This is a genomic window from Nocardioides mangrovicus, assembly GCF_003674065.1.
Lineage (GTDB): Bacteria > Actinomycetota > Actinomycetes > Propionibacteriales > Nocardioidaceae > Marmoricola > Marmoricola mangrovicus.
The window spans coordinates 1-23,888 of the sequence record NZ_RDBE01000010.1; the positions used below are offsets into that span (position 1 = coordinate 1).

The following is a 23,888-nucleotide window of genomic DNA, read 5'->3' on the forward strand; positions in this document are numbered from 1 at the left end:
GGTCGTCCGCGTCGACGGCGGCATCCGGATGCCGCCCAAGTAGGAGGTTCAGCCGCCTCATCGGTGTAAAGTTAATGAGGAATTGACCCCTGATAGACGAAGGCTGAGGCGATGGTAGACGGAGTCGACCTTCCACGACGCGCTCGCGTGCAGCCGCGCCTCGCCGAGCTCATCGCCTCGGAGCTACGCGAGCAGATCCTCAACGGCGTCCACAGCACCGGCATCCTCCCCAAGCAGGACGCTCTGGTCGCGACTTTCGGCGTGAGCGCGCCGCCGCTGCGCGAGGCGTTGCGCATCCTCGAGGGCGAGGGGTTGATCACCGTGCGTCGCGGCAAGGCCGGTGGCGCCCTGATCCACAAGCCCGACGGTGGGTCCGTCTCCCACGCGGTGGGCATGGCGCTGCAGGGCGACCAGATCCATCTGCGCGACCTGGGCAGCTCGATCTTGATGTTCGAGCCGATGTGCGCCCTGATGTGCTCGAGCGACGAGAACGTGCGCGAGTCGCTGCGGCCGGTGGTGGAGCAGAACCTCGAGCGCACGGAGGCGGCGATCGGCGACGGTCCCACGTTCACCCACGAGGCGCGCCTCTTCCACGACATCGTGGTGGCGCAGACCCCCAACGCCACGACGCGGCTGCTGGTGCGCAGCCTGGTGGCCATCTGGTCGGCCCAGGAGGAGACCTGGGCTCATGAGGCGGCCGACCTGGGCAAGTACCCCACCGAGGCGCTGCAGAAGGAGGTCCTCGGCGCCCACAAGAAGATCGCCGAGAAGATCATGAAGAGCGAGTCCGCGGCAGCGGAGCGCTATGCACGCAGTCATCTCGAGGCGTCCCAGCAGAGCATGCTGCAGCTCTTCGGCGACCGCGTCGTGGACGCCTCGTCGGCCCGAGCGGTTCGCGGCCTGCGCGACGAGACGGCCCGGCAGTCCGAGAGCAGCCGGCTCTACGCCGGCGTCGACGTCCCGATCACGCGGACCTGGGTCAGCTCGCTCTGAGTCGGCTCCGACCCGCGGCCGCGCCTCATCGTGGCATCCCCAGCACCCGCTGGGCGATGATGTTGAGCTGGATCTGCTCGGCGCCCCCGTAGATCGACGCCGCCCTCGCGTAGACATAGCGCTGCAGCCACGGCGCATCGCCCGGCTCTAGTAGCACGGACGCCCCGAGGAGGTCGACGGCGGTTCGATGCAGCGCCTGGTCCACGTCGGTCATCAGCAGCTTGTCCACCGACATCTCGGGCCCGGGCAGGACGTCCCCGCTGTCGCGCTCGGTGAGCCGGCGGCGCACGTGCTGGCTCAGGATCCGGTAGCGCACCTCGAGATCAGCGACCCGACGACGCGTGCTGGCGTCCTGGTGGACGCGGTCACCGAGCAGGCCCCGCAGCTCACGGAGGGCCGCGCCGAACTTGGAGAGGTAGCCGACGTCGGCCGCGCCCCGCTCGTAGGCGACGGTCATCATCGCGATCGGCCACCCGTCACCCTCGACGCCGATCCGGTTCTCCTCAGCCACCTCCACGCCGTCGAAGAACATCTCGCAGAACTCCGACTCGCCGGTCGCAGCGATGATCGGGCGCACCTCGATACCCGGGGAGTCCATCGAGACGACGAATGCCGAGACGCCCTTGTGACGTCCACCGGGCTCGCCGGTGCGAGCCAGCAGGATCGCGTAGTCGGCGTACTCGGCGAAGCTGGTCCACACCTTCTGCCCGCTGATGCGGTACGACGAGCCGTCCTTCACCGCGCGGGTCGACAGGTTCGCCAGGTCCGAGCCCGCGCCTGGTTCGCTGAACCCCTGGCACCAGTAGTCCTCGCCGCTGAGCAGCCGCGGAAGGAACCGCTTGCGCTGCTCCTCGGTCCCCCACTGCAAGAACGCCCGGCCCATGTACCCGATGCGCGGAGCGTCGGGGGCACCACTCGCGCCGATCTCCTCGTTGAGTACGACGTCGTAGGCGTTGCTCAATCCGCGGCCGCCGTACTCCTCGGGCCAAGAGAGCCCCACCCAGCCACCTTGGAAGAGCACCTGGTGCCAACGCTTGAGGAACAACGCCGGGCTCTCGTCCTCCTCGCGCTCGATGACGTGCTCACGAAGCCAGGAGCGCAGCCCACTGCGAAACTGCGCCAGCTCCTCGTTGTCGCTGAAGTCCATCAGGCCTCCTCCGCCTCGATCGCCACCAGGAGCTCGGCGCCGGCGGCGTCCGGTGTGCCGAGGACGAGGGCGTCTAGCAGGGCACGACGCAGGTGGCGATGGGCCCGGAACTCCCACGTGATCGCCACGCCGCCGTACATCTGAACCGCGGCCTCGACGACGGCGACACCGGCGCGGCCCGCATAGGCCTTCGCGACCAGTGACGCCTCGTGGTGGTCGCGACCCGCGTCGAGCGACCACGCGCCGTGCAGGAGCGAGCTGCGGATCGCCTCGACCTCGCTGTAGGCGCGAGCCGCTATGTGCTGGACGGCCTGGAACTTCCCGATCGGCGCCCCGAACTGCACGCGGTCGCCGGCGTAGCGGACGGCGTCGGCGAGCACCCCGCCGGCGGTGCCCAGCAGGTCCGCGGTGAGCATCAGCCGCGCGAAGGAGTCGAAGCGCTGCCGGCCCTGCTTGTCGAGCGAGCCGTTCAACGGCTGCGGCCCGCCGGACGGTCTCGCCGAGGGACGGGTGAGGTCCTGCGTCGGCTGGGAGGCGCCCAGGGCGTGGGCCACCAACCGGTCGCCGTCGAGCGCCACCGCGGTTGCGACCGGGTGGCCGGCATCCCAGGCGACGCCGGTGCCGTCGGTGGACAGCGCGCCGAGGTCCTCGTCGAGCAGCACGGTCATCGGCCCCTCCACCTCGACCGCCGCAAGCCTGAGCAGCTCCGCGGACAGCAATGTGCCGAGGAGCGGTGCGCCGCACACGACGGAGGCGAGCTCCTGGACGACGATCGCGGTCATCGTCGTGTCGGCCAGTGGGGCGCCGTCGTCATCGGCCGAGCGCAGCTCGGCGAAGCCCGACTCTTCCAGTCGCCTCCAGCAGTCGGCATGGTCGCCATCGATGTCGCACCGCACCGCGATCTCGCGAGCGGTGTCGCGTACCGCCGCCTCCTCCTCGGAGTCGGGTGCAGTCGTGGGCAGCGTCGCGAGCGTGCTCATCGCAGCTCCCAGTCCTTCACCTTGGCCGCGGCTCGATCGAGCCCGGTCGCGCCGATCGGGTTGCCGACCTGGGTGTAGAGCAGGGCGCCGGCCATGGCCTGCTCGCGCCCCAGGTCGCGCGAGCGCCAGAGCGCCTTCACGGTGCCCTCCACGGCCGCCCGTGGCTGCGTGGCGATCCGCGCGGCCAGATGATGGGCACGATCCAGGAGGACACCGTCGTCGACCACCTCGTTGACCAGGCCGCAGCTGCGAGCGGTCTCTGCGCTCATCCGCTCGTGCAGGCCCATGACCGCCATCCGCACCACCTCGGCGTAGGGCATCCGGTAGGACAGGCTGATCGGTTCGAGAGCGGCGACCATGCCGTAGGTGACGTGCGGGTCGAAGAACGTGCTGCCCGGGGTCGCCAACACCAGGTCGCACTCGCCGATCCAGTAGAAGGCGCCGCCCGCGCACATGCCGCGCACGGCGGCGATCACCGGCTTCCAGACCTCGTTCGACTTGGGGCCGAGCTGGCGGCCAGGGTCCTCGGTCTCCCCCCAGGGGTCGTCGAGGCGCACCCAGGGCGAGTCGTTGCCGTCGGCGCGCTCGGTGACATCGAGCCCGGTCGAGAAAGCCCGGTCCCCCGCGCTGGCCAGCACGATGGCGCCGACAGAGGCGTCGGCCCGCAGCTCGGACCAGACATCCGCGAAATCGCGACGCATCTGCTCGTTGAACGAGTTGAGCTTGCCGGGGCGGTTGATAGTCACCGTGGCGACGCCGTCTTCGAACCTGTCCACGACCACCGTGTCGTACCTAGTCTCGGCCATGCTGCTCCAGCTCTTCGGATGACCCGACCTCACGGTCGCTACACATGCTATCTTTACAACAAATACAAGGATAAAGCCAGCGTGGTGCTGGTGAGGTGGAGGCCGCGGAACCGATGACCATCCCCGCTGACGCGTTCTCTCTCGTCGATCGCAGCATCCTCCTCACCGGAGCGACCGCGGGACTCGGCCGGCGCTTCGCCGAGGTGCTCGGTGCCGCGGGCGCGCGAGTCGGCGTCGTGGGCCGCCGGGGTGACCTGCTCGAGGAGCTCGCGCACGACAACCCCGGCTGCGTGCCCCTTCCCGCTGATCTCTCCGACACTGCCTCGCTCGGCGGGCTCGTCGAGCGTGCAGTGGCCGAGCTGGGACCCATCGACGTGCTGGTCAACAACGCGGCGTACATCGCTGGCGGGGTGCGCGCCGAGGACGAGACACCCGAGCAGGTCCTGGAGACTCTGGCGGTCAACCTGATCGCGCCGATCGCCCTGTCGCAGGCCGTCTACCCGTCGATGAAGGAGCGCGGCCGCGGGGTGATCCTCAACGTCACCTCGATCGTAGCCAGAGCCGGCATCGCCCGCTTCCCGCAGGCGACGTACGCGGCGTCGAAGGGAGGACTGGAGGCGATCACGCGCGAGTGGGCGGCTCAGTGGAGCCCCCACGGCGTACGGGTCAACGCGCTCGTGCCGGGGTTCTTCGAGAGCGAGATGACCAGCGGGGTCATCCACCACCCGAAGATCCAGGGGTGGATCCTCGCCAACACCCTGATCCCGCGCCACGGTCGGCCCGACGACTTCGACGGTGCCCTGCTCTACCTGTGCAGCGACGCCTCGTCGTACGTCACCGGCCAGACCCTGGTCGTCGACGGCGGCTGGACGGCGCGCTGATGATCCGCACGCCGTTCACAGCCCTGTTCGGCGTCCAGCACCCCGTGGTGTGCGGCGGGATGACCGGTTACGGCACGGCGCCGCTGATCGGCGCTGTCGCCGAGGCAGGGGCCCTGGGCATGCTCACCGCGCTGACGCAACCCAGCCCCGAGGCGCTGGCCCGCGAGATCGAGCGCACCCGGTCGCTCACCGACAAGCCGTTCGGCGTGAACCTCACGATCCTGCCCACCATCCACGAGGTGCCCTACGCCGAGTACCGCGCGGTCGTCGTCGAGTCCGGCATCACCGTCGTCGAGACGGCGGGCTCGAGCCCGGTCCCGCACCTGCCCCACCTCAAGGCCGCCGGCGTACGCGTCATCCATAAGGCGACCAGCGTGCGTCACGCCCTGGCCGCCGAGCGTGCCGGCGTCGACGCCGTCAGCATCGACGGGTTCGAGTGCGCCGGGCACCCGGGCCCGGACGACGTCCCCGGCCTCGTCCTGATCCCGGCCGCTGTCCGCGCGCTGAGCATCCCCGTCATCGCCTCGGGTGGGTTCGCCACCGGCTCCGGGATGGCCGCCGCGCTGGCGCTCGGCGCCGACGCGGTCAACATGGGCACCCGCTTCATCGCCACCGAGGAGGCCCCGGTCCACCCCCGCGTCAAGGACCGGGTCGTGGCCTCCTCCGAGACCGACACCGTGGTCATCTTCCGGCCGTTCCGTAACACCGCTCGCGTGGTGCGCAACGCGATCGCGGAGAAGATCGCCACCATCGAGGCCCGACCCGGTGCGACCTTCGCCGACGTCGCCGAGCTGGCTGCCGGTGCACGCGGGCGGCAGAACGTGCTCGTGGAGGGCGACGTCGACGGTGGGCTGATGTGGGCCGGCCAGGCGATGGGGCTCATCGACTCGGTCGCGCCCGTGCGCGAGGTGGTCGCGACGATCATGGCCGACGCCGAGGAGCTCCTCGGCCGCCGGCTCCCCGGTCTGCTGGCTTAGCGCTGCAGCTCGGCGCGCAGCTCGCGGCGCAGCAGCTTGCCGGTCTCGGAGTACGGCAGATCCTCGCGTACGTGCACGACCTCGGGCGCCCGCGAGGAGCGCAGGCGCGAGCGCACGAAGTCACGTACGTCGTCGACGTCGAGCTCCGTGCCGACGGTGGGGACGACGAACGCCGCGACGGTCTCACCCCACTCCTCCGACGGCATTCCGACGACCGCGACCTCGGCGACACCCGGGTGCTGGAGCAGCACGTCCTCGATCTCACCGGGGCTCAGGTTCTCGCCGCCGCGGACGATCACGTCGTCGGCGCGGCCGTCGATGAACAGGTAGCCGGCAGCGTCGAGGTAACCGTGGTCGTTGGTGCGGAACCAGCCCTCGGCGTCCTTGGCGTCGTTGCCGTCATACTCGCCGGCCACCTGGTCGCCGCGGACGACGATCTCGCCGGTGAGGCCAGGCGCGAGGCGGTGGCCGTGGGCGTCGCGGATCTCGAGATCGACCCCGGGCAGCGCGCGGCCGACCGAGCCGAGGCGCGCGGTCACGTCCGGGTGCGTGCCGGACAGCGCCGCGCGGTGGTCCTCGGGGCCGAGCAGCGCGATCGTCGAACTGGTCTCGGTGAGGCCGTAGGCGTTGACGAAGTCGACGTCGGGCAGCAGCTCGAGCGCTCGGCGCACGACGGGTTGCGGCATGCGGCCGCCGCCGTAGCTGAGGTGACGCAGGTGCGGGAGCCTGGTGCCGGAGCCCTCCAGGACATCGAGGATGCGGGCCAGCATCGTCGGCACGATCATCGCGTGGGTGATCTCCTCCTCCCGTGCGATCCGCACCCACTCCGCGGCCTCGAACGCAGGCAGATAGACCATCCGGCGACCGAGGTAGACGTTGCTGAGCACCGCCGCCATCCCGGCGATGTGGTAGGGCGGCACGCTGACCAGCGCGGCCTCGCCCTCGTCCGCCGCGAGGAACTCCGTGGTGGAGATGACGTAGGACGTCAGGTTGGTGTGCCGCAGCAGCACCGTCTTGGGATCACCGCTGGTGCCGCTGGTGAACAGCGCGATCGCGACGCCGGCGGAATCGACGACGGGCAGCTCGGCCCCAGGCCTGCCTGCCGTGAGCGGGGCGAGGCCGTCGATGCCGGCGATCCTCGCCGCGGTGCGCTCGTCGGCGACGACGGCCGCCGGGGTGCACCGCTGCACAACCGATCTCAGCCGGTCGTCGGCGAGGCGGTAGTTGACGGCCGTGAACACGGCGCCGGCGTAGGCACTGCCGAAGACCAGGCCCGGGAGGTCATCGGTGTTCTCGGCCGCCAGCACGAGACGCTCGAGCCCTGCGCCCCGCAGGCCGACCGCGACGGCGTGAGCCTGCTCGCGCAGTGCTGCGAAGGTCCTGCCACCACGTCGGGAGCCGACCGCGATGCGGTCACCGGCCGTGTCGGCGGCCATGTCGAGCAGCAGGGTCAGGTTCACGGCAGGACGGCCTCGGCGGTGTTGAGCAGCCCATCGCCGTAGAGACCGGTGAAGGGCGTGTCGGCCATCGCCTCGAGCAGTCGGGCCCGCGTCTGCGACCGGCCCCACGGCAGGCGGCGCATGGCCTGGCCGTGCCGGGAGAGCCACGAAAGGTCGACCTCGTCGCAGAAGCCCATCGCTCCGTGCATCTGGTGGCCGGTCCGAAAGACCTCCTCGGCGGTCTCGAGGGCCGCGAGCCGGCACGACAGCACGTCGACGGCCGCACCCGGCTGGTCGGTGAGGACCGACCAGAGCGTGTACTTCGCCAGCTCCTCGTAGGCCTGGTAGGACGTCGCGGTGTCGGCCATCCGGAACTGCAGCGCCTGGAAGGCCGCAAGGGGCTGTCCGAACTGGTGCCGGTCGAGCAGGTGTCGCCGGGTCGCCTCCATCGTGGTGTCCATCATGCCGAGCAGGGTCCAGCAGGGCAGCACGAGAGCGAGCCGCTCGGCCCGCACGTCCCCCGGTCCCCACTCCCCCAGCTCGACCTCGCTGACCAGGGGCCCGAGCATGGTGCCGAGCGCTGGCCCGGTGGTGGTGACCGGAGCCCGGTGTCCGGCACCGTCGCAGACCGCCCAGCGCAGACCGGGGGTCAGGCTGGCCAGGTTGACGCGGGCGGGCCCGCTGGCCACGGCGAGGGCGTCGTAGCCGGCGTCGGGGTCGGCGGCGAGCCGCTCGGCCACCGGGTACGGCAGGGCGACGCGCCCAGCGGCACGACAGACCGCGGCGGCGACCTCGCCGTCGTCGGCGTCCGAGGCCGCACACAGGTCCCACAGCCCGAGCTGCTCGAGGACCCGCTCGACCTCGGCGATGTCACCGTCCTGCTCGGCACGGCGCGCCAGGTCGACGCCACCGGCGTTGCGCAGCGCGATGTCGACCACGCGCGCGAACTCGAGTGCGTCCTGGGTCAGCTGGGTCCTCACGTGGTCCTCACCGGTCCTTCAGCAGCGCGCGAGACAGAAGCAGCCGCTGCACCTCGATACTGCCCGAGGCGACGGTCGCGGCCTGGGCGTAGCGCCAGTGGTCGTCCACCGCACGCTCGAAGAGCTGGTCGCGGCTGGACGCGCCGGTCGCCCGCTCCTCCAACATGTCCATCAGGACCTCGGCGACCTCCTGGTCGGTCTGGGTCGCCGCGATCCGGTAGGCGGCGGTGTCGGCCGGGTCCACCTCACCGGTCTCGACGAGCTGGATCACCCGGTAGGCCAGCAGTCGCGACTGGCGCACGTGGACCAGCGCCGCCGCCCATCGCTCCTTGAGCTCGACGGGCAGCGTCTCCCAGCGGTCGTCGAGCGCGGCGGGGGCCATGTTGAGCAGTCGGTCGCATCGGGCGTAGCGAGCGATCCCGACGCGCTCGAACGCCAGCGCCTCACGGACGATGTTCCATCCTGCGTCGACCTCGCCCAGCACGTCGTCGCCCGTGACGTGGACGCCCTCGAAGAACACCTCGTTGAGGTGGTGGGGACCGACCATCGCCTTGATGGGGACCACCTTGATGCCGGCACGGTCCATCGGCACGAGGAACACGGTGATCCCGCGGTGCTTCGGTGCGTCACGGTTGGTCCGGGTGAGCAGGAAGCACCAGTCGGCCATCGTCGCGTACGAGGTCCACACCTTCTGCCCCTCGACCCGCCAGCCGTCACCGTCCTCGATCGCGGCCGTGCGCAGGGACGCGAGGTCGGAACCGGCCTCGGGCTCGGAGAAGCCCTGGCACCAGATCACCTCGCCACCGGCGATGCGGCCGAGGTGCTCCTCCTTCTGCTGGTCGGTGCCGAAGCGCATGATCGCCGGACCGACCCAGTTCACGCCCATGTACTGCGCACCGCGCGGTTCGAAGTGCGCCCACATCTCCTCGCGCACCACGGCCTGCTCCCACGGTGAGGCCGCGTTGCCGCCGTACTCCACCGGCCAAGCGGGGGTGAGCTGGTGCTTCTCGGCGAGCAGCCGGCAGAAGGACTGGGCCAGCGCGAGGTCCTGGGGATCGGAGGTGAACGCACCGAGGAACGTGCCGGGCACGTGCTCCCGCACCAGGCCACGCAGCTCCTGCCGCAGCGAGGCCGCCGCCTCCGAGTCCGAGAAGTCCACGCTCACACCTCCGTCGTGCCGCGCCGACCGCACCGGGCGCGTGTCCCGGAAGCGTGACATGTTGTCTTAATCATTGCAAGTATTAACTGTCTTACTCAGGCAATGGCGAACCCGGCGTCCACCGGCAGCGCCACACCGGTCACGAAGCGGGATGCGTCCGAGGCCAGCCACAGCACCGCCTCGGAGATGTCGCGCACCTCGATGCGTCCGGCGTGCATGGCGTCGCCGAAGCCGCCCGCGACCACCGCGACGTTGGCGGCGATCCACCGCTGCATGGCCTCGTTGGTCACCATCGCGGTCTCGATCGCCGTGGGGTGGATGGTGTTCACGCGGATCCGGTCGGGACCGAGCTCGTTCGCGGCCGCGCGCATCACCCCGACAAGGCCGTGCTTCGCGGCAGTGTAGGCGTCCGACCGCACGTCACCACGCGACTGGCCCTTGAGCCCCGAGGTCGAGCTGATGATGATGATCGACCCACCGCCGGCGGCCTTCAGGTGCGCCTTGGCGGCCTGGACGGTGTTGTAGGCCCCAGTCAGGTTGACGGCGACGTAGTCGGCCCAGATCTCCTCCTCCGGCGACACCTCACGCTCGGGAAGGCCCTGGGCCACGCCCGCGTTGGCGACCACCACGTCGAGTCGGCCGAGCTCGGCGACCGCTGCGTCGACCGCGGCGACCAGGGCAGAGCGGTCTCGTACATCGACGGCCGCGGTCAGGCAGCGGCCGCCGGCCGCCTCGACCAGACGACCAGTCTCCGCGAGGTCGTCCGCGGTGCCCAGAGCGTAGGGGACGGTGCGAATCTGGGCGCAGATGTCGACCGCGAGGACCGCGGCACCCGCCGCGGCCAGGGTGATCGCATGGCCGCGCCCCTGGCCCCGCGCCGCACCGGTCACGACGGCGACCCGGCCGTCGAGCGCGCCCGTCACAAACGCTCGATGATCGTCGCGTTGGCCATGCCGCCGCCCTCGCACATCGTCTGGAGGCCGTAGCGGCCCCCCGTGTCCTCGAGCTGGTGGAGGAGCGTGGTCATGAGGCGGGTCCCGGAGGCACCCAGGGCGTGGCCCAGTGCGATCGCGCCACCGCGCGGGTTCATCCGGTCGGGGTCCGCGCCGAGCTCGCTCGCCCAGGCCAGCGGCACCGGCGCGAAGGCCTCGTTGACCTCGTAGGCGTCGATCCGGTCGATCGTCATCCCCGACCGCTGGAGCACCTTGCGGGTCGCTGGGATAGGACCGGTGAGCATCATGAGCGGGTCGTCACCGGCCACGGCGAAGGCATGGAACCTCGCCCGTGGAGTCAGCCCGAGCGCGGCCGCCCTGTCCTCGCTCATGATCAGCACCGCAGACGCGCCGTCAGTCAGGGGCGAGGAGTTGCCCGGGGTGATCTGCCACTCCAGGTCGGGGAACCGCTCCTCCATCTCCGAGGTGCGGAACGAGGCCTCGAGACCCGCCAGCCCCTCGGCGGTCGTGCTTGGCCGCACCGTCTCGTCGACGACGTGGGAACCGCCGTCGGGCAACCGCACGGGGACCAGCTCGCGGTCGAACCGACCAGCGGCCGCGGTCTCGGCGGCCAGGCGGTGCGATCGCGCGGAGTAGTCGTCCAGTGCCGACCGGTCCAGTTTCCAACGCTCGGCGACCAGCTCGGCGGAGACTCCCTGGTTGACCAGCCCCTCCGGGTAACGCGCGTGCATCCGGCCGCCCCAGAGCTCGCGGCCGAGGGTCGCGGTCCCGATCGGAACGCGGCTCATCGACTCCACGCCGCACGCCACGACCACGTCGTAAGCACCGGCGATCACGCCCTGGGCGGCGAAGTGGGCCGCCTGCTGGCTGGACCCGCACTGGCGGTCGATCGTCGTCGCCGGGACCGACTCGGGGAAGCCCGCCGAGAGCACCGCAGTCCGCGCGATGTTCACCGACTGCTCGCCCGCCTGGCTGACGCAGCCGACGATGACGTCATCGACCTGCGCCGGGTCCAGACCCTGGCGCTCGACGAGCTGCTCGAGGACGGTCGCCAGGAGGTCGGCCGCGTGAATGCCGGAGAGCGCACCTCCGGGCTTGCCCCGGCCACTCGCGGTGCGGATGGCGTCGACGATCACGGCTTGGGGCATCAGGTGAATCTCCCGGTTCCAACTTGTAATGTTTATAAAGATTAATGCGATGTTACGCTGGTCACTCAGGTGCGTCAATCGACCGGGACGACCCGCCGGGGCCGTCTCCAGGGCACACAGGAGGCGGCGGTGCGCAGCACTCACGAGGAGGTCGAGGTCGCGGTGCGGGTGGTGGACCGCACCGTCGCCGCGGACGGCGTGGTCGTGCTCGATCTCGTGGCCGCGGACGGGGCGCCCCTGCCGGCCTGGGAGCCGGGTGCCCACGTCGACCTTGACCTGGCCGAGGACCTGTCGCGGCAGTACTCGCTCTGCGGGGACCCGACGCGAACCGGCACCTGGCGCATCGGAGTGCTGCTGGAGCCACAGAGCCGTGGCGGTTCGCGCTTCGTCCACGACAAGCTGCACGTCGGGTGCGAGGTGCTGGCCCACGGTCCCCGCAACCACTTCGTCCTCGAGCCGTCGCCCCGCTACGTCTTCGTGGCCGGCGGCATCGGCGTCACGCCGATCATGGCGATGGCCGGCGCCGCCGAGCGCGCCGGTTCGCAGTGGACCCTGCTCTACGGCGGACGCTCGCTCGCGACAATGGCCTTCCGCAACGAGCTCGAACTCCTGGGGGGTGAGCGCGTCGAGGTGCGCCCGCAGGACGTGCACGGGCTGCTCGACCTGCCGGCTCTGCTCGCCGCGCCTCGACCCGACACCCTGGTCTACGCGTGCGGCCCCGAGCCGTTGCTCGACGCCGTCGAGCAGGCGATGACAGCGTGGCCGGACGGCGCCCTTCACATCGAGCGGTTCACGCCGAAGACCTTCGACGAGCCGGCCAGCACCGAGAGGTTCGAGGTGGAGCTGACCCGCTCCGACCTGGTCCTCACCGTCGCTGCGGACAAGTCGATCCTCGAGACCGTCTCCGAGGCTGGCGTGGACGTGCCGTCGTCGTGCCAGGAGGGAACCTGCGGCACCTGCGAGACCGTCGTGGTGAGCGGTGAGCCCGACCACCGCGACTCCCTGCTGTCGGCTGCCGAGCAGGAGGCCAACGAGACGATGATGATCTGCGTCTCGCGGTCCCGCTGCCCGCGCCTGGTCCTCGACCTGTGACCTGAGATCTCACCGTGCCGTGAACCCGAGGAGCTGGAGAGCCCTGTGACCGAGACATCGAGCGTGCGCTACGAACCCGATCCCGAGCGCCACGTGGCCGTCGTCACCATCGACCGTCCCGAGGCCCGCAACGCGGTGAACGGCGAGGTCGCCTACGCCATCGAGGCGGCGCTCGACGACGTCGAGACCGACGACGAGCTCTGGGTCACGGTCCTCACCGGCGGGCCACGTACGTTCTGCTCGGGCGCCGACCTGAAGGTGGTCAGCACCGAAGGGGCCCGGTCGTTCACGACGAGGAAGGGCGGCTTCGCCGGGATCGTCCGCCGCGAGCGACTCAAGCCGCTGATCGCCGCGGTGGAGGGACCCGCCGTCGCCGGCGGCACCGAGATCCTGCTCGCCTGCGACCTCATCGTCGCGGGCCGATCGGCGACGTTCGGCATCCCCGAGGTCAAGCGCGCGATCGTCGCGGCCGGCGGCGGACTGTTCCGCTTGGGTCGCAAGATTCCCCCGACCGTCGCGATGGAGTGGGCGCTCACGGGTGAGCAGTTCCCGGCCGATCGCGCCTACGAGGTCGGGCTGGTCAACGAGGTGTGCCCCGACGGCACCGCGCTGGAACGAGCCCTGGCGCTGGCCGACCGGATCACGACGAATGCCCCGATCGCCGTCCAGCAGTCACGCAAGGTGATGCTCGAGGGCACCTGGGCCGAGGAGGCCGACGCCTGGCGGATGTCTCGGGCCGCCACCGACGTCGTCTACCACTCCGAGGACTTCAAGGAGGGCATGCAGGCCTTCTTCGAGAAGCGCCCGCCGAAGTGGAGCAACTCGTGAGTGCCCGGGACGTGGTCGTCATCGGGGTCGGTCAGCTGCGCAGCAACCGGTACAAGGACCCGGCCGGGGCGAGGGAGCCGCTCGACCTGGTCCTCGAGGCAGCACGCACGGCCGCCCGCGATGCCGGCCTGACCGAGGCGGCCCTCGCCCAGCTCGATGCCATCGGTGTCGTTCAGGTCGTCTCCTGGGCCTACGACGACGTGGCGGGATCGGTCGCCCGGGGGCTGGGCGCCACTCACGCGAAGACGTTCGAGTCCGGGGTGGGCGGGCACCAACCGGTTGCCGTGCTCGGCGACCTCGCCGCCCGGATCGCCGACGGTGGGGCCGAGCTGGCCCTGCTCTGCGGCGGCGAGGCGCAGTCGTCGCTGGAGCTCCTGGGTGCCCACCAGGACCCGGCGGCCGCGGCGGGATGGTCGCACGCCCCCGGTGGACCGGTCCCCTTCTCGCGCGAGACCGGTGGCACGGACGCCATGTGGGAGCTGGGGCTGGTGGCGCCGATCCGCGTCTACCCGCTCTGGGAGAACCGGTTGCGCTACGACCTCCACCAGTCCTTCGCCGAGTCCCAGTCGGCGTCGGCAGCGCTGTACGCGGGGTTCAGCCAGGTCGCGGCCGACAACCCCGCCGCCTGGAACCCGCAGCCGGTCACCGCCGAGGAAGTGGCCGAGGTGGGTCCCCGCAACCGCATGGTGTGCTTCCCCTACCCGTTGCTCATGAACGCCCTCAACCGCGTCGACCAGGCGGCCGCCGTGCTGCTGGGGAGCGCCGAGGCCGCCGACCGGCTCGGGCTGCCCGCCGAGGGCCGGGTCCACGTGCACGCGACCGCTCTGGACGCCGACTGCGAGGACGTGCTCGAGCGTGCGTCGTACTCCCGCGCGCCGGGAGGCGAACGAGCGCTCGACAGCGCCCTGTCGCTGGCCGAGGTGTCGGCGGCCGAGCTCGATGTCGTCGACCTCTACTCCTGCTTCCCCGTCGTCCCCAAGCTCGGGCGGCTCCACCTGAACCTCGACGAGGAGCTCCCGCTCACCGCGACCGGTGGCCTCACGTCGTTCGGAGGCCCGCACAACGACTACAGCTCGCACGCCCTGGTCGCGGTCGTGCATCGCCTCCGCGAGGGCGGTGGGACCGGTCTGGTCTACGCCCAGGGCGAGTACCTCACCCAGCACGGGGCCACCGTCCTGGGGACCACCCCTCGGCCATACGCCGGCACCGAGGCGACGAAGGAGCAGCACGGCCCCGTGCCCGTCGACCCCACCTACACCGGACCGCTGACCATCGAGACCTTCACCGTCGAGTACGACCGCGGGGGGGCACCCGCTCGCGGCTTCGTCCTGGGCCGAACACCTCGCGGTGCACGCACCGGGCTCCGCGTGTCCTCCTCGGACCGGGCGACCCTCGAGGCCCTGGTCGACTCGGAGGCCGAGGCGATCGGTCGCACGGGACGCGCGGTACTCGACGGCGACCGGCGCCTCTTCACGCTCGGCTGACGCGTGCGGCTCTCCTTCCACCTCCCCGGTCCGCGACGCTCAGGTGCGCTGCGGATGTCCGACGTCGTCGCGCTCGCCGAGCACGCCGAGCGGCTCGGGATAGACGCGGTGAGCGCCAGCGACCACCCGTTCCCCGTCGTGGTCCCCGGGTCGACCGGTCACCACACCTTCGACCCGTTCGTGCTCCTCGCCCAGACGGCCGCCCGGACGACGCGGTTGCAGCTGGTGTTCAGCCTGCTGGTCGCCCCGTACCGCAACGCCTACCTCACCGCCTCGATGCTGGCGACGCTCGCCGACGCCGCACCTGGGCGGGTGGTGGTCGGTCTCGGCGCGGGTTACCTCGAGCCGGAGTTCGAGGCCCTCGGTGCCGCGTACGACGGACGTGCGGGTCAGGTCGGTGCGACCGCCGCGGCGATGCGCACCGCCTGGCGGGGCGAGCCGGTCGGCGCTGCCGGCAACACCCTGCGACCCGTCCCGACCGAGTCCATCCGGCTCTGGCGGGGCGGCAACGGTCCCCGGGCCGCGCGTGAGGCCGCCGGACTCGACGGCTGGATGCCGTTCGAGGCCGGCACCCGGATCGCCGCGGGCTCCGGCACCACCCGGCTGCGCACCGACGACCTCGCCGAGCGGGTCGCGGTCTACCGCGAGACCTGCGGGGACCGCCCGGGTGACGTCTGCTTCGTCCGCACCTCGCCGTCGTGGCTCGTCGACCGCCCCCGGGCGGTGGACGAGCTCGGTCGACTGGCGCAGGCCGGTGTCAGCTGGGTGGAGTCCGGCACCCCCGGCCGCACTCCCGCCGAGGCCAAGGACGATCTCGAAAGGCTCGCCGAGGTGCGGGCAGAGGCCGCGGTGTCGTCGTGAGGTTCCCCGGACGCGTCGTTCTGGTCACCGGCGGCGCCCGCGGCCAGGGCCGTTCCCATGCCGTCGCGTTCGCCCGGGAAGGAGCCGACGTCGTGGTCTGCGACCTGTGCGACGACCTCGGGACCAGCTATCCCTCCTCGACCGTGGCGGATCTCGAGGAGACGAGGCGACTGGTCGAGGCCGTCGGTGGTCGGTGCCTGGCCGTGCGGGCGGATGTTCGCGAGCCCGCGCAGCTGAGGGCACTGGTGGCGCGGGCCAGGACCGAGCTCGGACCGGTCGACGTGCTCGTCGCCAACGCCGGCATCCTCGACAACGCTCGCATCGAGGAGCTCGACCCGGTCCGCTTCGACCACGTGCTGGCTACCAACCTCGGCGGAGTCTTCCACGCGATCCAGGCGGTCCTACCCGACATGCTCGAGCGCCGCGCCGGGCAGATCGTGGCCATCTCCTCGATGGCCGGGCGGCGCGCCTACGGACGTGCAGCGCACTACACCGCGTCGAAGTGGGGCGTGATCGGACTGGCCAAGGACGTGGCGCTCGACCTAGCCCCGTTCGGGATCACGGTCAACGTGGTCTGTCCCGCCAGCGTGAACACCGTGATGGCCGTCAACGACCACCTCGTCCACGCCTTCCTGCCCGACCGCGAGGAGCCGACCCTCGAGGAGTTCGAAGCCGAGATGGCCAAGCTCCACCCCCAGCAGGTCCCGTGGGTCGAGCCCGAGGACGTCTCGGCAGCCGTGCTCTTCCTGGCCTCGCCCGAGGCCAGGCACATCACCGGTGAGGTGATGACGGTCAGCGCCGGGATGATGGCTCAGAACTCGTCCTGAGCGGCGCTCACGTCGACGTCCGCAACGCCCTGCTCAGGGCGTGGACCGATCCCGCCGCCACCAGTCCGCTCACCTCCTCGTCGCTGTAGCCGAGCTCGTCCAGGATCTCGCGGGAGTGCTCGCCCAGCTCGGGCACGGACTGCTCGGGAACCGACTGGCCGAGGCTCCAGAAGCCGGCGACCAGGTCGATGGCACCGTAGCCGCCGGTCTGTAGCCGACGGCTGAAGCCCAGCTCGCGATGGACCGGTGAGTCCATGAAGTCGTCGAGCTGGTCGAGCCGCACCGGCGCGGCCGCCACGCCGAGGGCGGCCAGCTCGGCCACGGTCGGCTCGACCCGCCGCCCCTCGAGCGAGGTGCCCACGAGCCACGACGCGTACGCCGCGGCTTCGCGCTCATCGCGGGCGTCGACTGCGAGCCAGCCGTCCTGGAGCTGGTGGATGCGGTGGGCGGGTCCCACACCCGTCTGCTCGGCATCGAGCCCGGGTGTCTCGGTCACGCCTCCCGCGGGTCGGCGCACGGCGACCTCGGAGGCGGCGGCGATGCCGACGGACAGCAACGAGGTGTCGGCCGCACCGGGGCGCCCGGTGGTCGCCAGCGTGTAGAGCCCCAGCACCGCACCGAGGCACGCAGCCAGACCGGCGGTGACGTCGAAGACCGAGTTGCGCAGCCAGATCGGCGTCTGTCCCTCACCGGCGTTCGCGTGCTCCCAGCCGGTCATGGCCTGCGCGGTCGGGTCGTAACCCGGAAAGCCGGCCATCGGCCCGAGGGGCCCGTAGGCGCTGACGTGGCTGAACACCACCGTCGGGTTGCGGCGCCGCAGTCCCGGGCCGTCGAGTCCGAGGCGGCCCGCCGGACCCAGCCGCATGTTGTGAAGCACCAGATCGGCAGAGGCGACCAGCCGGTCCAGGGCCGCCTGGCCCTCTACACTCTTCAGATCCATGGCCAGCGACCGCTTACCGCGGTGCGCCCCGGCGAACTGGGTCAGCACACGACCCCGGTCCCCGCTCAGCGGCTCGACCTTCACCACCTCGGCACCGAGGTCACCCAGGCACTGAGCACCGAACGGGCCCGCGATCGCCGATCCGAAGTCGAGCGCGCGCAGGCCGGCCAGCGGCCGGGTGTCCCCCGCAGCCGTACGCCCCGGTCGCGGTTCGCGCTGGGACCACCCGGCGAGCACGTCCGCGCAGCGGGTAGATCCGAGCAGTGGTGCCGGTGCACCCACCGCACTCGCCGGCGTGGTCTGCACGGGGGTAGCCGCTTGGAGGGCGGGCCCGACAACGGGGTCGTCGACCTCCACGACGTAGCCGTTGACGCCGGCCTGCTGGTCGGTGAAGCACTCCCCCAGGTGCCGTATCTCGATGCACGGCACGTCGGCTGCGCTGAGCGACTCCAGCCACCAGTCGCACGGCCGCTCACCGAACACCTCGTTCCACGTCGACCAGTTGCCGGGGGTGACGCCGATCTCAGAGAGGTCGACCAGGTCGGCGAGCGCCAGCGCCTCGAGGACCGGCGGGGACTCGATCCACCCGCCGACCGCGCCGGCGAGCTGGACCCAGCGGCCGTCGGCACACTCGAAGATCGACAGTGCCGCGTCGGGCCAGATCTTGGGCAGCGTGTGGCGGGTGAGCGTCTCCGGCAGCCGTTCCCATCGTTGCCAGTACAGCGCTGCCGGCGCGAGGCTCCCCTGGAAGAGACTTGTGGCCACCGGCAGCACCACGCCATCGCGCTCGCGCTGGACCAGCCGCGCCACGATCCCGGCGGCCAGCGCGTACGCCGCGCACCAGCTGGGGAACGGCATCCGGATCCACACCGGCCCGGGGCGGTTGCCCTGCTGCTCGTCCATGAACCCCTCGGCGGCCTGCACCATCGCGTCGGTAGCGTCGAGGTCCGCGAGCGGGTGCCCGACGGGATAGCCGGGCACCGAGGCCACCAGGAGGTCGGGGTGGCGCCCGGCCAGGGTCTCGTCGTCGAGACCGAGCTCGACGGCGCGGGCCGCCGGCAGGTCGTGGACCACCACGTCCGCGCGCGCGAGCAGCTCGTCGAGGCCGACGCGCCCCGAGGCGTCGTCGAGGTCGATCACCACCGAGCGCTTGGCCCGGTTCCACCCGGCGAAGCCGACGACGCGCAGCTCGCGCTCCGGGTCGCCACCGGGTCTCTCCACCTTGACCACATCGGCGCCGGCCTCGGCCAGAACCCGGGTGGCGAAGGGGCCGGCCAGGCGGGAGGTCAGGTCGACGATGCGCACCCCGGACAGCGGCGGCTGCTCCATGCGACGACTCTCACTCATTCTTTCTGCCTCGCCATCATCGGTTCAGGCCGCGGCGAGGGTCGAGTGGCGCGCCACCTCGCCAGCGAGCGCAGCCATGTCGAGGACCATGTCCCCGAAGGCTGCCATCTTCGGGTTGTCGGCCCGACCGGCGACCCACGCGGCGTACCCCGCCTCGAGCACCGCGGCGTTCTTGAAGGCGGCGAGGGCCAGGTAGTAGTCGATGTCGTCGACCGGGCGACCCGAGGCGGAGGCGTAGCGTTCCAACACCTCGGGAACGGTGGGCATGCTGTCCATGTCGAACGAGCCCCGCGGTCGCTGACCCTCCTCGCTCGGCCACCGCATCAGCAGCCACCCGAGGTCGAGCAGCGGGTCGCCCACCGTCGACATCTCCCAGTCGACCACGGCCGCGAGCCGGCCCGGCCGAGAGCGGTCGAACATCACGTTGGCGAACGAATAGTCGCCGTGCAGGAGGCCCGGCGTCCAGGCGCGGGGTCGGTGGGTGCTCAGCCACGCAGCGGCATCGTCGAGGCCCGGGATCTCACGGAAGCGGACCTTGTCGAGGTGTGCGGTCCAGCGAGGCACCTGGCGGTCGTGGAAGCCTTGCGGGCGCCCGAACCCCTCGAGCCCGACCGCACGCCAGTCGACGCGCGCGAGCGCGGCGATACCGTCCACGACGGACAGGCCCAGCTCGCGTCGCGCGTCCGGATCCTCGTCGAACGGAGAGGGGCCCCGGCGGCCGGCCGACACCGGGGACCAGCCATCGACCAGCTCCATCACGTAGAACGCCGAGCCGAGCACGTCGGGGTCCTCGCAGGCACCCACCAGGCGCGCGTGCGGCACGTCGGTATCGGCGAGCGCGGCCAGGACTCGAGCCTCTCGCAGCATCGTGGCGGCGCGCTCCTGGGCCGCGTGCGCCGGTGGCCGGCGGAGCACGACCGGTCGCTCACCGTAGGAGACCCGGTAGACCTCGTTGGAGGCACCCCCGGTGAGCGGGTCTAACACCGGCTCGCCGTCGCCGGGCAACCCGTGGGCATCCAGCCAGGCGGCCAGACCACTCACCGCGCAGCCTCGCGGGCCCAGTCGTAGTCCACCTTGCCGTTGGGGTGACGGCGCACGGCGTCGACCGCCACGACCACCCTGGGGATCTTGTAGCCCGCGAGCCGCTCGCCGCTGGCGACCTTGACCTGCTCCCGGGTGAGGCCGCCGGGTGCGACGACGAGCGCCACCACCTCCTGCCCCCAGCGCTCGCTGGGTCGGCCGACCACCACCGCGTCGTCCACCTCCGGCAGCGAGCGGAGCACAGCCTCGACCTCTTCGGCGTACACCTTCTCCCCGCCGGAGTTGATCACCGACGACTCGCGCCCTAGGAACCGGATCTGCCCGGCGTCGTCCATGCTCGCCCTGTCACCGGAGATCGACACCCGAAGACCGTCGACCACGGCGAACGTGGCCGCGGTCCGCTCGGCGTCGTTGAGGTAGCCGCGCGGCAGCTCACCGGCGTTGGCCAGCCACCCCACACCGGGGTCATCGGCCGACAGGAGGTGGGTGCGGTCCTCGCTCGCGACGTACGTCGTGGGACCGGGCCGGAAGCCGGCCTGCTCACGACTCGTCTGCACGGCCTGGGGTCCCGTCTCGGAGGAGCCGAGCGCATTGGCCAGCTTGAGACCGGGGAAGAACGCATCGAGCTCCTCCCACGCGGTCGGCGAGAGTCCTGCACCACTGGAGAAGACGTAGGCCAGTGTCGAGGGCGGTTCGACCCCGGCTCGCAGAGCGGTCAGCAGCGGCTGGGCGAACGCATCGCCGACGATGGCCATCCAGCTCACCCGCTCGGTGCGGCAGAGCGCCAATGCCGCCTCCGGGTCGAATCTCGCGGCGTCGGTCACGACCAGGGTCCCACCGCGCGACCAGGCACCGTAGGCGAACCAGGCAGCGGCCCCGTGCATGAGCGGGGGCGCCGGATAGGCCCGCAACCAACCGCGCCGGGGAGCGTCTGCGTGGGCGTCCTCGAGCGAGGCCACCGTGATCCCGCAGGGTCGACCGGCTAGCTCGCGCAGCGGCCACAGCACGCCCTTCGGCATGCCGGTCGTGCCACCGGTGTAGAGCACGTGGACGTCATCGGGCGAGGGCTCGACGACGGCCGCCGGCGGCTCGGCACTGTCCAGGACGTCCTCGTAGGCCAGCGAGCCGGTCGGGAGCCGAGCACCGCTGCCGTCCTCTACGTGCACCAGCGTCGGGTCCAGGTCGGGCACGCGCGTCAACGCCTCGACCAGCACCGGGGCGAACTCGCGGTGGTAGACGACCGCCGACGGGCCCGCGTCCGCGAGAAGGTAGGCCAGCTCCTCGGCCCGGTAGCGGTAGTTGACGTTGAACGGTGCGCACCGCGCGCGGTAGCACCCCACGCTCGCCTCCAAGAACTCGACGCTGTTGCGCAGCAGCAACCCGACCAGGTCGTTGGGTGACTCGTGGTCGGCGACCGGGCCCGGTCTCGCGCCGTAACCCCGGGCGGTGAGGAACCAGCCCAGCCGGCTGGTGCGCTCGGCCATCTGTCGCCAGGTGACTCGCCGGTCGCCGTGGACGACGCACTCGCGATCCGGAACGGCGGTGGCGACCGCGTCCCAGAGTTGCAGGAGGCCGTAGCTGCGGGTCTGGGCAGGCGCTGTCGTCATCCGGCCGGGTCGAAGGCGATCTTGACGTTGTCGACGCTCCACGTCAGCGCCATCAGCTCACGCGGCTTCTCACCCTCGACGAGGCGGAAGTGCGGGATCCGGCGGTGCAGCTCCTGGAAGGCCACCTTGAGCTCCGTGCGTGCCAGGTGGACGCCGACGCAGCGGTGGGCCCCGAGACTGAACGTCACGTGGGGCTTGGGGTCGACGCGGTCGAACTTCACCTCGTCGGGGTCCTCGAAATACTTGGGGTCGCGGTTGGCCGCGTTGAGCGGGCAGAAGACACGCTCACCTCTGGGCAGGGTCATGTCCCCCACGGTCGCAGTCTCCTCCGCGACGTTGCGCGTCGGCATCGCCGGAGAGGTCCAGCGCAGCAGCTCCTCGATCGCCGGCTCGAGCGAGTCGGGCGAGGCGAACATCTGCTCCCAGCGGTCCTGGTGCTCGGCCAGGTAGGCCATGCTCTGCGCGATCACGCTCTGCACGGTGTCCAACCCGGCCATCAACATCAGCACGAAGAGGTCGGACAGGTCGGAGTCACTGATGGGCTCGCCGTCGAACTCGGTCTGCACGATGGTGGTCGTGATGTCGTCGCGCGGGTTGGCGCGGCGGTCGTCGACGATCGCTTGGATGTAAGCCCGCGATTCCTGGCTGGCCCTGATGCGGGCCTGGAGGGTCTCCTCCTCGGTGCCACCCGGGACGCCCTTGAGGAAGATCTCGACCCACTCGTTCATCTTCTCGGCGTCCTCGAGCGGCCAGCCCATGAGCGTGAGGAAGTTGATGCCGGGGAACGGAAACGCGAACTGCGGCACGACGTCGCACTGCCCGGTCTCGATGAACCCGTCGATGAGGTCGTTGGCGACCGCGCGGATGTCGTCCTCGATCGCCGCGATCCGAGCCGGGGAGAGCAAAGGATCGAGCAGCTTGCGGTACTGGGTGTGGATCGGACCGTCGAGCTCGATCGGGATCTGAGCCTTCTGGCCGAACGCGACCTTCCCGTCCGGGATGTTGGGGAAGCTCACGAAGCCGCGGTTGTTGCGGCGCAGGATGCTGCTGATGTCGTCGTAGGACGTCGCCAGCCAGAAGCCACCCTTCTCGGAGAAGGTGATGGGGCACTTCTCACGGCGGTCGGCGAGGTCGTCGAAGACCTCCTGCATGGTGCCCTGCGGGTAGACCTCGTAGTCGCGATGGCGTTCCTGCTTGAGCTGCTCGACGCTCTTGTCGGCCACGTTCTCGGTCATGACTGGCTTCCCTTCTCGGCGTCGCCGCCGACGGTGATGAGCTCGATCGCGCTCTCTGGACAGGCGTTGACGACGACACCCGGTTCGCGCGTGGCCGGGCCGTCGCGGTAGTCACGGACGACGCCGTGGCCCATCTCGTCGGGCTGGAAGGACTCCGGGGCCAGCGCGTAGCAGCGCCCGTGGCCGACGCAGAACTCCTCGTCGATCTTGAACGGTGGGTGGTCGCTCATCCGTTGAAGCTTCCCTTGCGTGCGTTGTCGTTGAGGTTCTCGCGCCAGTTGTCGCCGAACGGGATCGCCACCTGGGCGAGGGTGCCTCCGTCGGTGACAGGGAGCGAGACACCGGACATGTACATGGACTCGTCCGAGGCGAGGAACAGCGCCGGGTAGGCGTTGTCCAAGATGGCCGGCGGCCGGTCGAGCTTGAGCGGGATGGGGCTGTGCTCGGGAATCCACTCCCCTCCCATCTCCTCGTGCGACCTGCCCAGGACCGGGGCGTCCGGCGGCAGGATGAAGTTGGCCGACATCCCGTGCGTCGGGCAGATCGCGTTGATGCGGATGCCGTACTTGCCGATCTCCCAGGCCGCGCAGATCCGCACCAGGGCGTTGACGCCGCCCTTCGCCGCGCCGTACTGGGGAAAGCCGGGATAGCCGACCATGGAGGCCGCCGATGAGGTACAGATGATCGAGCTGCCCTGCGGACCACCGGGGTTGCCCTTCATCGCGCGAACCGCGTGCTTGACCGCGAAGAAAACCCCCTTCAAGACGACGTCGTTGGTCTCGTCCCACTCCTCCTCGGTCAGCTCCTCGAACGGTGTCAGCCCGAAGCCTCGGGCCGGGATGCCGGCGTTCGCGAACATCACGTCGAGGCGACCGTAGGCCTCGACCGCCTGCTCGACCGCGGCCTCGACCTCGGACTCCTGGGTGACGTCGGCCTTCACGGCGATGGCCTCGCCACCGGCCTCGTGCACCAGGTCGAGCGTCTCCTTGGCCCGGGTCTCGGACAGGTCGGTGATGACAACCTTGGCGCCCTCCTGCGCGAACAGCTGCGAGGAGACGCGGCCCAGACCGGATCCGGCGCCGGTGATCATCGCGACTTTGTTGGCCAGACGCATGTGCGGCGGTCCTCCTGGTGTGCTGCGGGTCACGTTCTTCTCGATCCTG

Annotated in this window: 22 protein-coding genes; 8 read left to right on the top strand and 14 right to left on the bottom strand. The window is 71.0% G+C overall.

Features of this window, described 5'->3' with window-relative positions; translation table 11 throughout:
- Positions 1–147 precede the first annotated feature (147 nt).
- Positions 148–993 (top strand): FadR/GntR family transcriptional regulator, encoded by an 846-nt coding sequence (locus D9V37_RS14620; protein ID WP_158604483.1) that lies wholly within the window; start codon positions 148–150, stop codon positions 991–993.
- 25 nt (positions 994–1,018) lie between these two features.
- Here the strand turns inward: D9V37_RS14620 and D9V37_RS14625 are convergent, their stop codons facing one another.
- Genes D9V37_RS14625 through D9V37_RS14635 form a run of 3 tightly spaced genes read right to left on the bottom strand, consistent with a single transcriptional unit; the run spans position 1,019 to position 3,896 of the window.
- A complete protein-coding gene (locus tag D9V37_RS14625; protein WP_121806937.1) occupies positions 1,019–2,140 on the bottom strand; it encodes an acyl-CoA dehydrogenase family protein in 1,122 nt (373 codons plus the stop codon).
- Positions 2,140–3,120: an acyl-CoA dehydrogenase family protein gene (locus tag D9V37_RS14630; RefSeq protein WP_121806938.1), complete on the bottom strand. Its 981-nt coding sequence runs from the start codon at positions 3,118–3,120 to the stop codon at positions 2,140–2,142. Before D9V37_RS14630 ends, D9V37_RS14625 begins: the two co-directional genes overlap by 1 nt.
- The gene (locus D9V37_RS14635) at positions 3,117–3,896 is read right to left on the bottom strand and encodes an enoyl-CoA hydratase/isomerase family protein (protein ID WP_198412566.1); all 780 of its coding nucleotides are present in this window, start codon (positions 3,894–3,896) and stop codon (positions 3,117–3,119) included. Before D9V37_RS14635 ends, D9V37_RS14630 begins: the two co-directional genes overlap by 4 nt.
- A 143-nt stretch (positions 3,897–4,039) precedes the next feature.
- On the opposite strand from D9V37_RS14635, the gene D9V37_RS14640 reads away from it, so the two are divergent.
- Together D9V37_RS14640 and D9V37_RS14645 are read left to right on the top strand one after the other, a co-directional pair.
- A complete protein-coding gene (locus D9V37_RS14640) occupies positions 4,040–4,807 on the top strand; it encodes an SDR family NAD(P)-dependent oxidoreductase (RefSeq protein ID WP_147455960.1) in 768 nt (255 codons plus the stop codon).
- On the top strand, positions 4,807–5,784 hold the full coding sequence (locus D9V37_RS14645; protein WP_121806941.1) for an NAD(P)H-dependent flavin oxidoreductase: 978 nt from the start codon (positions 4,807–4,809) through the stop codon (positions 5,782–5,784). Before D9V37_RS14640 ends, D9V37_RS14645 begins: the two co-directional genes overlap by 1 nt.
- Here the strand turns inward: D9V37_RS14645 and D9V37_RS14650 are convergent.
- The 5 genes from D9V37_RS14650 to D9V37_RS14670 form a co-directional block, all read right to left on the bottom strand.
- On the bottom strand, positions 5,781–7,244 hold the full coding sequence (locus D9V37_RS14650; protein ID WP_121806942.1) for a class I adenylate-forming enzyme family protein: 1,464 nt from the start codon (positions 7,242–7,244) through the stop codon (positions 5,781–5,783). The two genes, D9V37_RS14645 and D9V37_RS14650, sit on opposite strands and share 4 nt — an antisense overlap.
- Entirely contained in the window at positions 7,241–8,203 is a 963-nt protein-coding gene (locus D9V37_RS14655) for an acyl-CoA dehydrogenase family protein (protein ID WP_121806943.1), read from the bottom strand. Before D9V37_RS14655 ends, D9V37_RS14650 begins: the two co-directional genes overlap by 4 nt.
- Before the next feature lie 7 nt (positions 8,204–8,210).
- A complete protein-coding gene (locus D9V37_RS14660; protein ID WP_198412571.1) occupies positions 8,211–9,362 on the bottom strand; it encodes an acyl-CoA dehydrogenase family protein in 1,152 nt (383 codons plus the stop codon).
- A 95-nt stretch (positions 9,363–9,457) separates the two neighbouring features.
- The gene (locus D9V37_RS14665; protein ID WP_232524935.1) at positions 9,458–10,330 is read right to left on the bottom strand and encodes a mycofactocin-coupled SDR family oxidoreductase; all 873 of its coding nucleotides are present in this window, start codon (positions 10,328–10,330) and stop codon (positions 9,458–9,460) included.
- Positions 10,282–11,463, bottom strand: coding sequence for a thiolase family protein (locus tag D9V37_RS14670; protein WP_121806946.1), 1,182 nt, complete (start codon positions 11,461–11,463; stop codon positions 10,282–10,284). The genes D9V37_RS14665 and D9V37_RS14670 overlap by 49 nt, the downstream gene beginning before the upstream one ends.
- Before the next feature lie 129 nt (positions 11,464–11,592).
- Here D9V37_RS14670 and D9V37_RS14675 point away from each other — a divergent pair, with 129 nt between their 5' ends.
- From D9V37_RS14675 to D9V37_RS14695, 5 genes are read left to right on the top strand one after another with little or no spacing between them, the layout of a single operon-like run.
- Complete coding sequence (locus tag D9V37_RS14675; protein WP_121806947.1) at positions 11,593–12,555, top strand: PDR/VanB family oxidoreductase; 963 nt, start codon at positions 11,593–11,595, stop codon at positions 12,553–12,555.
- A gap of 45 nt (positions 12,556–12,600) precedes the next feature.
- Positions 12,601–13,383: a crotonase/enoyl-CoA hydratase family protein gene (locus D9V37_RS14680; protein ID WP_121806948.1), complete on the top strand. Its 783-nt coding sequence runs from the start codon at positions 12,601–12,603 to the stop codon at positions 13,381–13,383.
- Positions 13,380–14,867: an acetyl-CoA acetyltransferase gene (locus tag D9V37_RS14685; protein WP_121806949.1), complete on the top strand. Its 1,488-nt coding sequence runs from the start codon at positions 13,380–13,382 to the stop codon at positions 14,865–14,867. Before D9V37_RS14680 ends, D9V37_RS14685 begins: the two co-directional genes overlap by 4 nt.
- A 3-nt stretch (positions 14,868–14,870) precedes the next feature.
- On the top strand, positions 14,871–15,728 hold the full coding sequence (locus tag D9V37_RS14690) for an LLM class flavin-dependent oxidoreductase (protein WP_269778383.1): 858 nt from the start codon (positions 14,871–14,873) through the stop codon (positions 15,726–15,728).
- Complete coding sequence (locus D9V37_RS14695; RefSeq protein ID WP_121806951.1) at positions 15,725–16,555, top strand: mycofactocin-coupled SDR family oxidoreductase; 831 nt, start codon at positions 15,725–15,727, stop codon at positions 16,553–16,555. The genes D9V37_RS14690 and D9V37_RS14695 overlap by 4 nt, the downstream gene beginning before the upstream one ends.
- Before the next feature lie 7 nt (positions 16,556–16,562).
- On the opposite strand, the gene D9V37_RS14700 is transcribed toward D9V37_RS14695, so the two are convergent.
- Genes D9V37_RS14700 through D9V37_RS14725 form a run of 6 tightly spaced genes read right to left on the bottom strand, consistent with a single transcriptional unit; the run spans position 16,563 to position 23,839 of the window.
- Positions 16,563–18,824, bottom strand: a complete 2,262-nt coding sequence (locus tag D9V37_RS14700) for a CoA transferase (protein ID WP_158604484.1) — start codon at positions 18,822–18,824, stop codon at positions 16,563–16,565.
- Positions 18,825–18,866: 42 nt separating this feature from the next.
- Entirely contained in the window at positions 18,867–19,883 is a 1,017-nt protein-coding gene (locus D9V37_RS14705) for a phosphotransferase family protein (protein ID WP_232524936.1), read from the bottom strand.
- A complete protein-coding gene (locus D9V37_RS14710; protein WP_121806953.1) occupies positions 19,880–21,490 on the bottom strand; it encodes an AMP-binding protein in 1,611 nt (536 codons plus the stop codon). Before D9V37_RS14710 ends, D9V37_RS14705 begins: the two co-directional genes overlap by 4 nt.
- Positions 21,487–22,725, bottom strand: a complete 1,239-nt coding sequence (locus tag D9V37_RS14715) for a cytochrome P450 (protein ID WP_121806954.1) — start codon at positions 22,723–22,725, stop codon at positions 21,487–21,489. Before D9V37_RS14715 ends, D9V37_RS14710 begins: the two co-directional genes overlap by 4 nt.
- On the bottom strand, positions 22,722–22,955 hold the full coding sequence (locus D9V37_RS14720) for a ferredoxin (protein WP_121806955.1): 234 nt from the start codon (positions 22,953–22,955) through the stop codon (positions 22,722–22,724). Before D9V37_RS14720 ends, D9V37_RS14715 begins: the two co-directional genes overlap by 4 nt.
- Complete coding sequence (locus D9V37_RS14725; RefSeq protein ID WP_121806956.1) at positions 22,952–23,839, bottom strand: SDR family NAD(P)-dependent oxidoreductase; 888 nt, start codon at positions 23,837–23,839, stop codon at positions 22,952–22,954. The genes D9V37_RS14720 and D9V37_RS14725 overlap by 4 nt, the downstream gene beginning before the upstream one ends.
- Positions 23,840–23,888 lie beyond the last annotated feature (49 nt).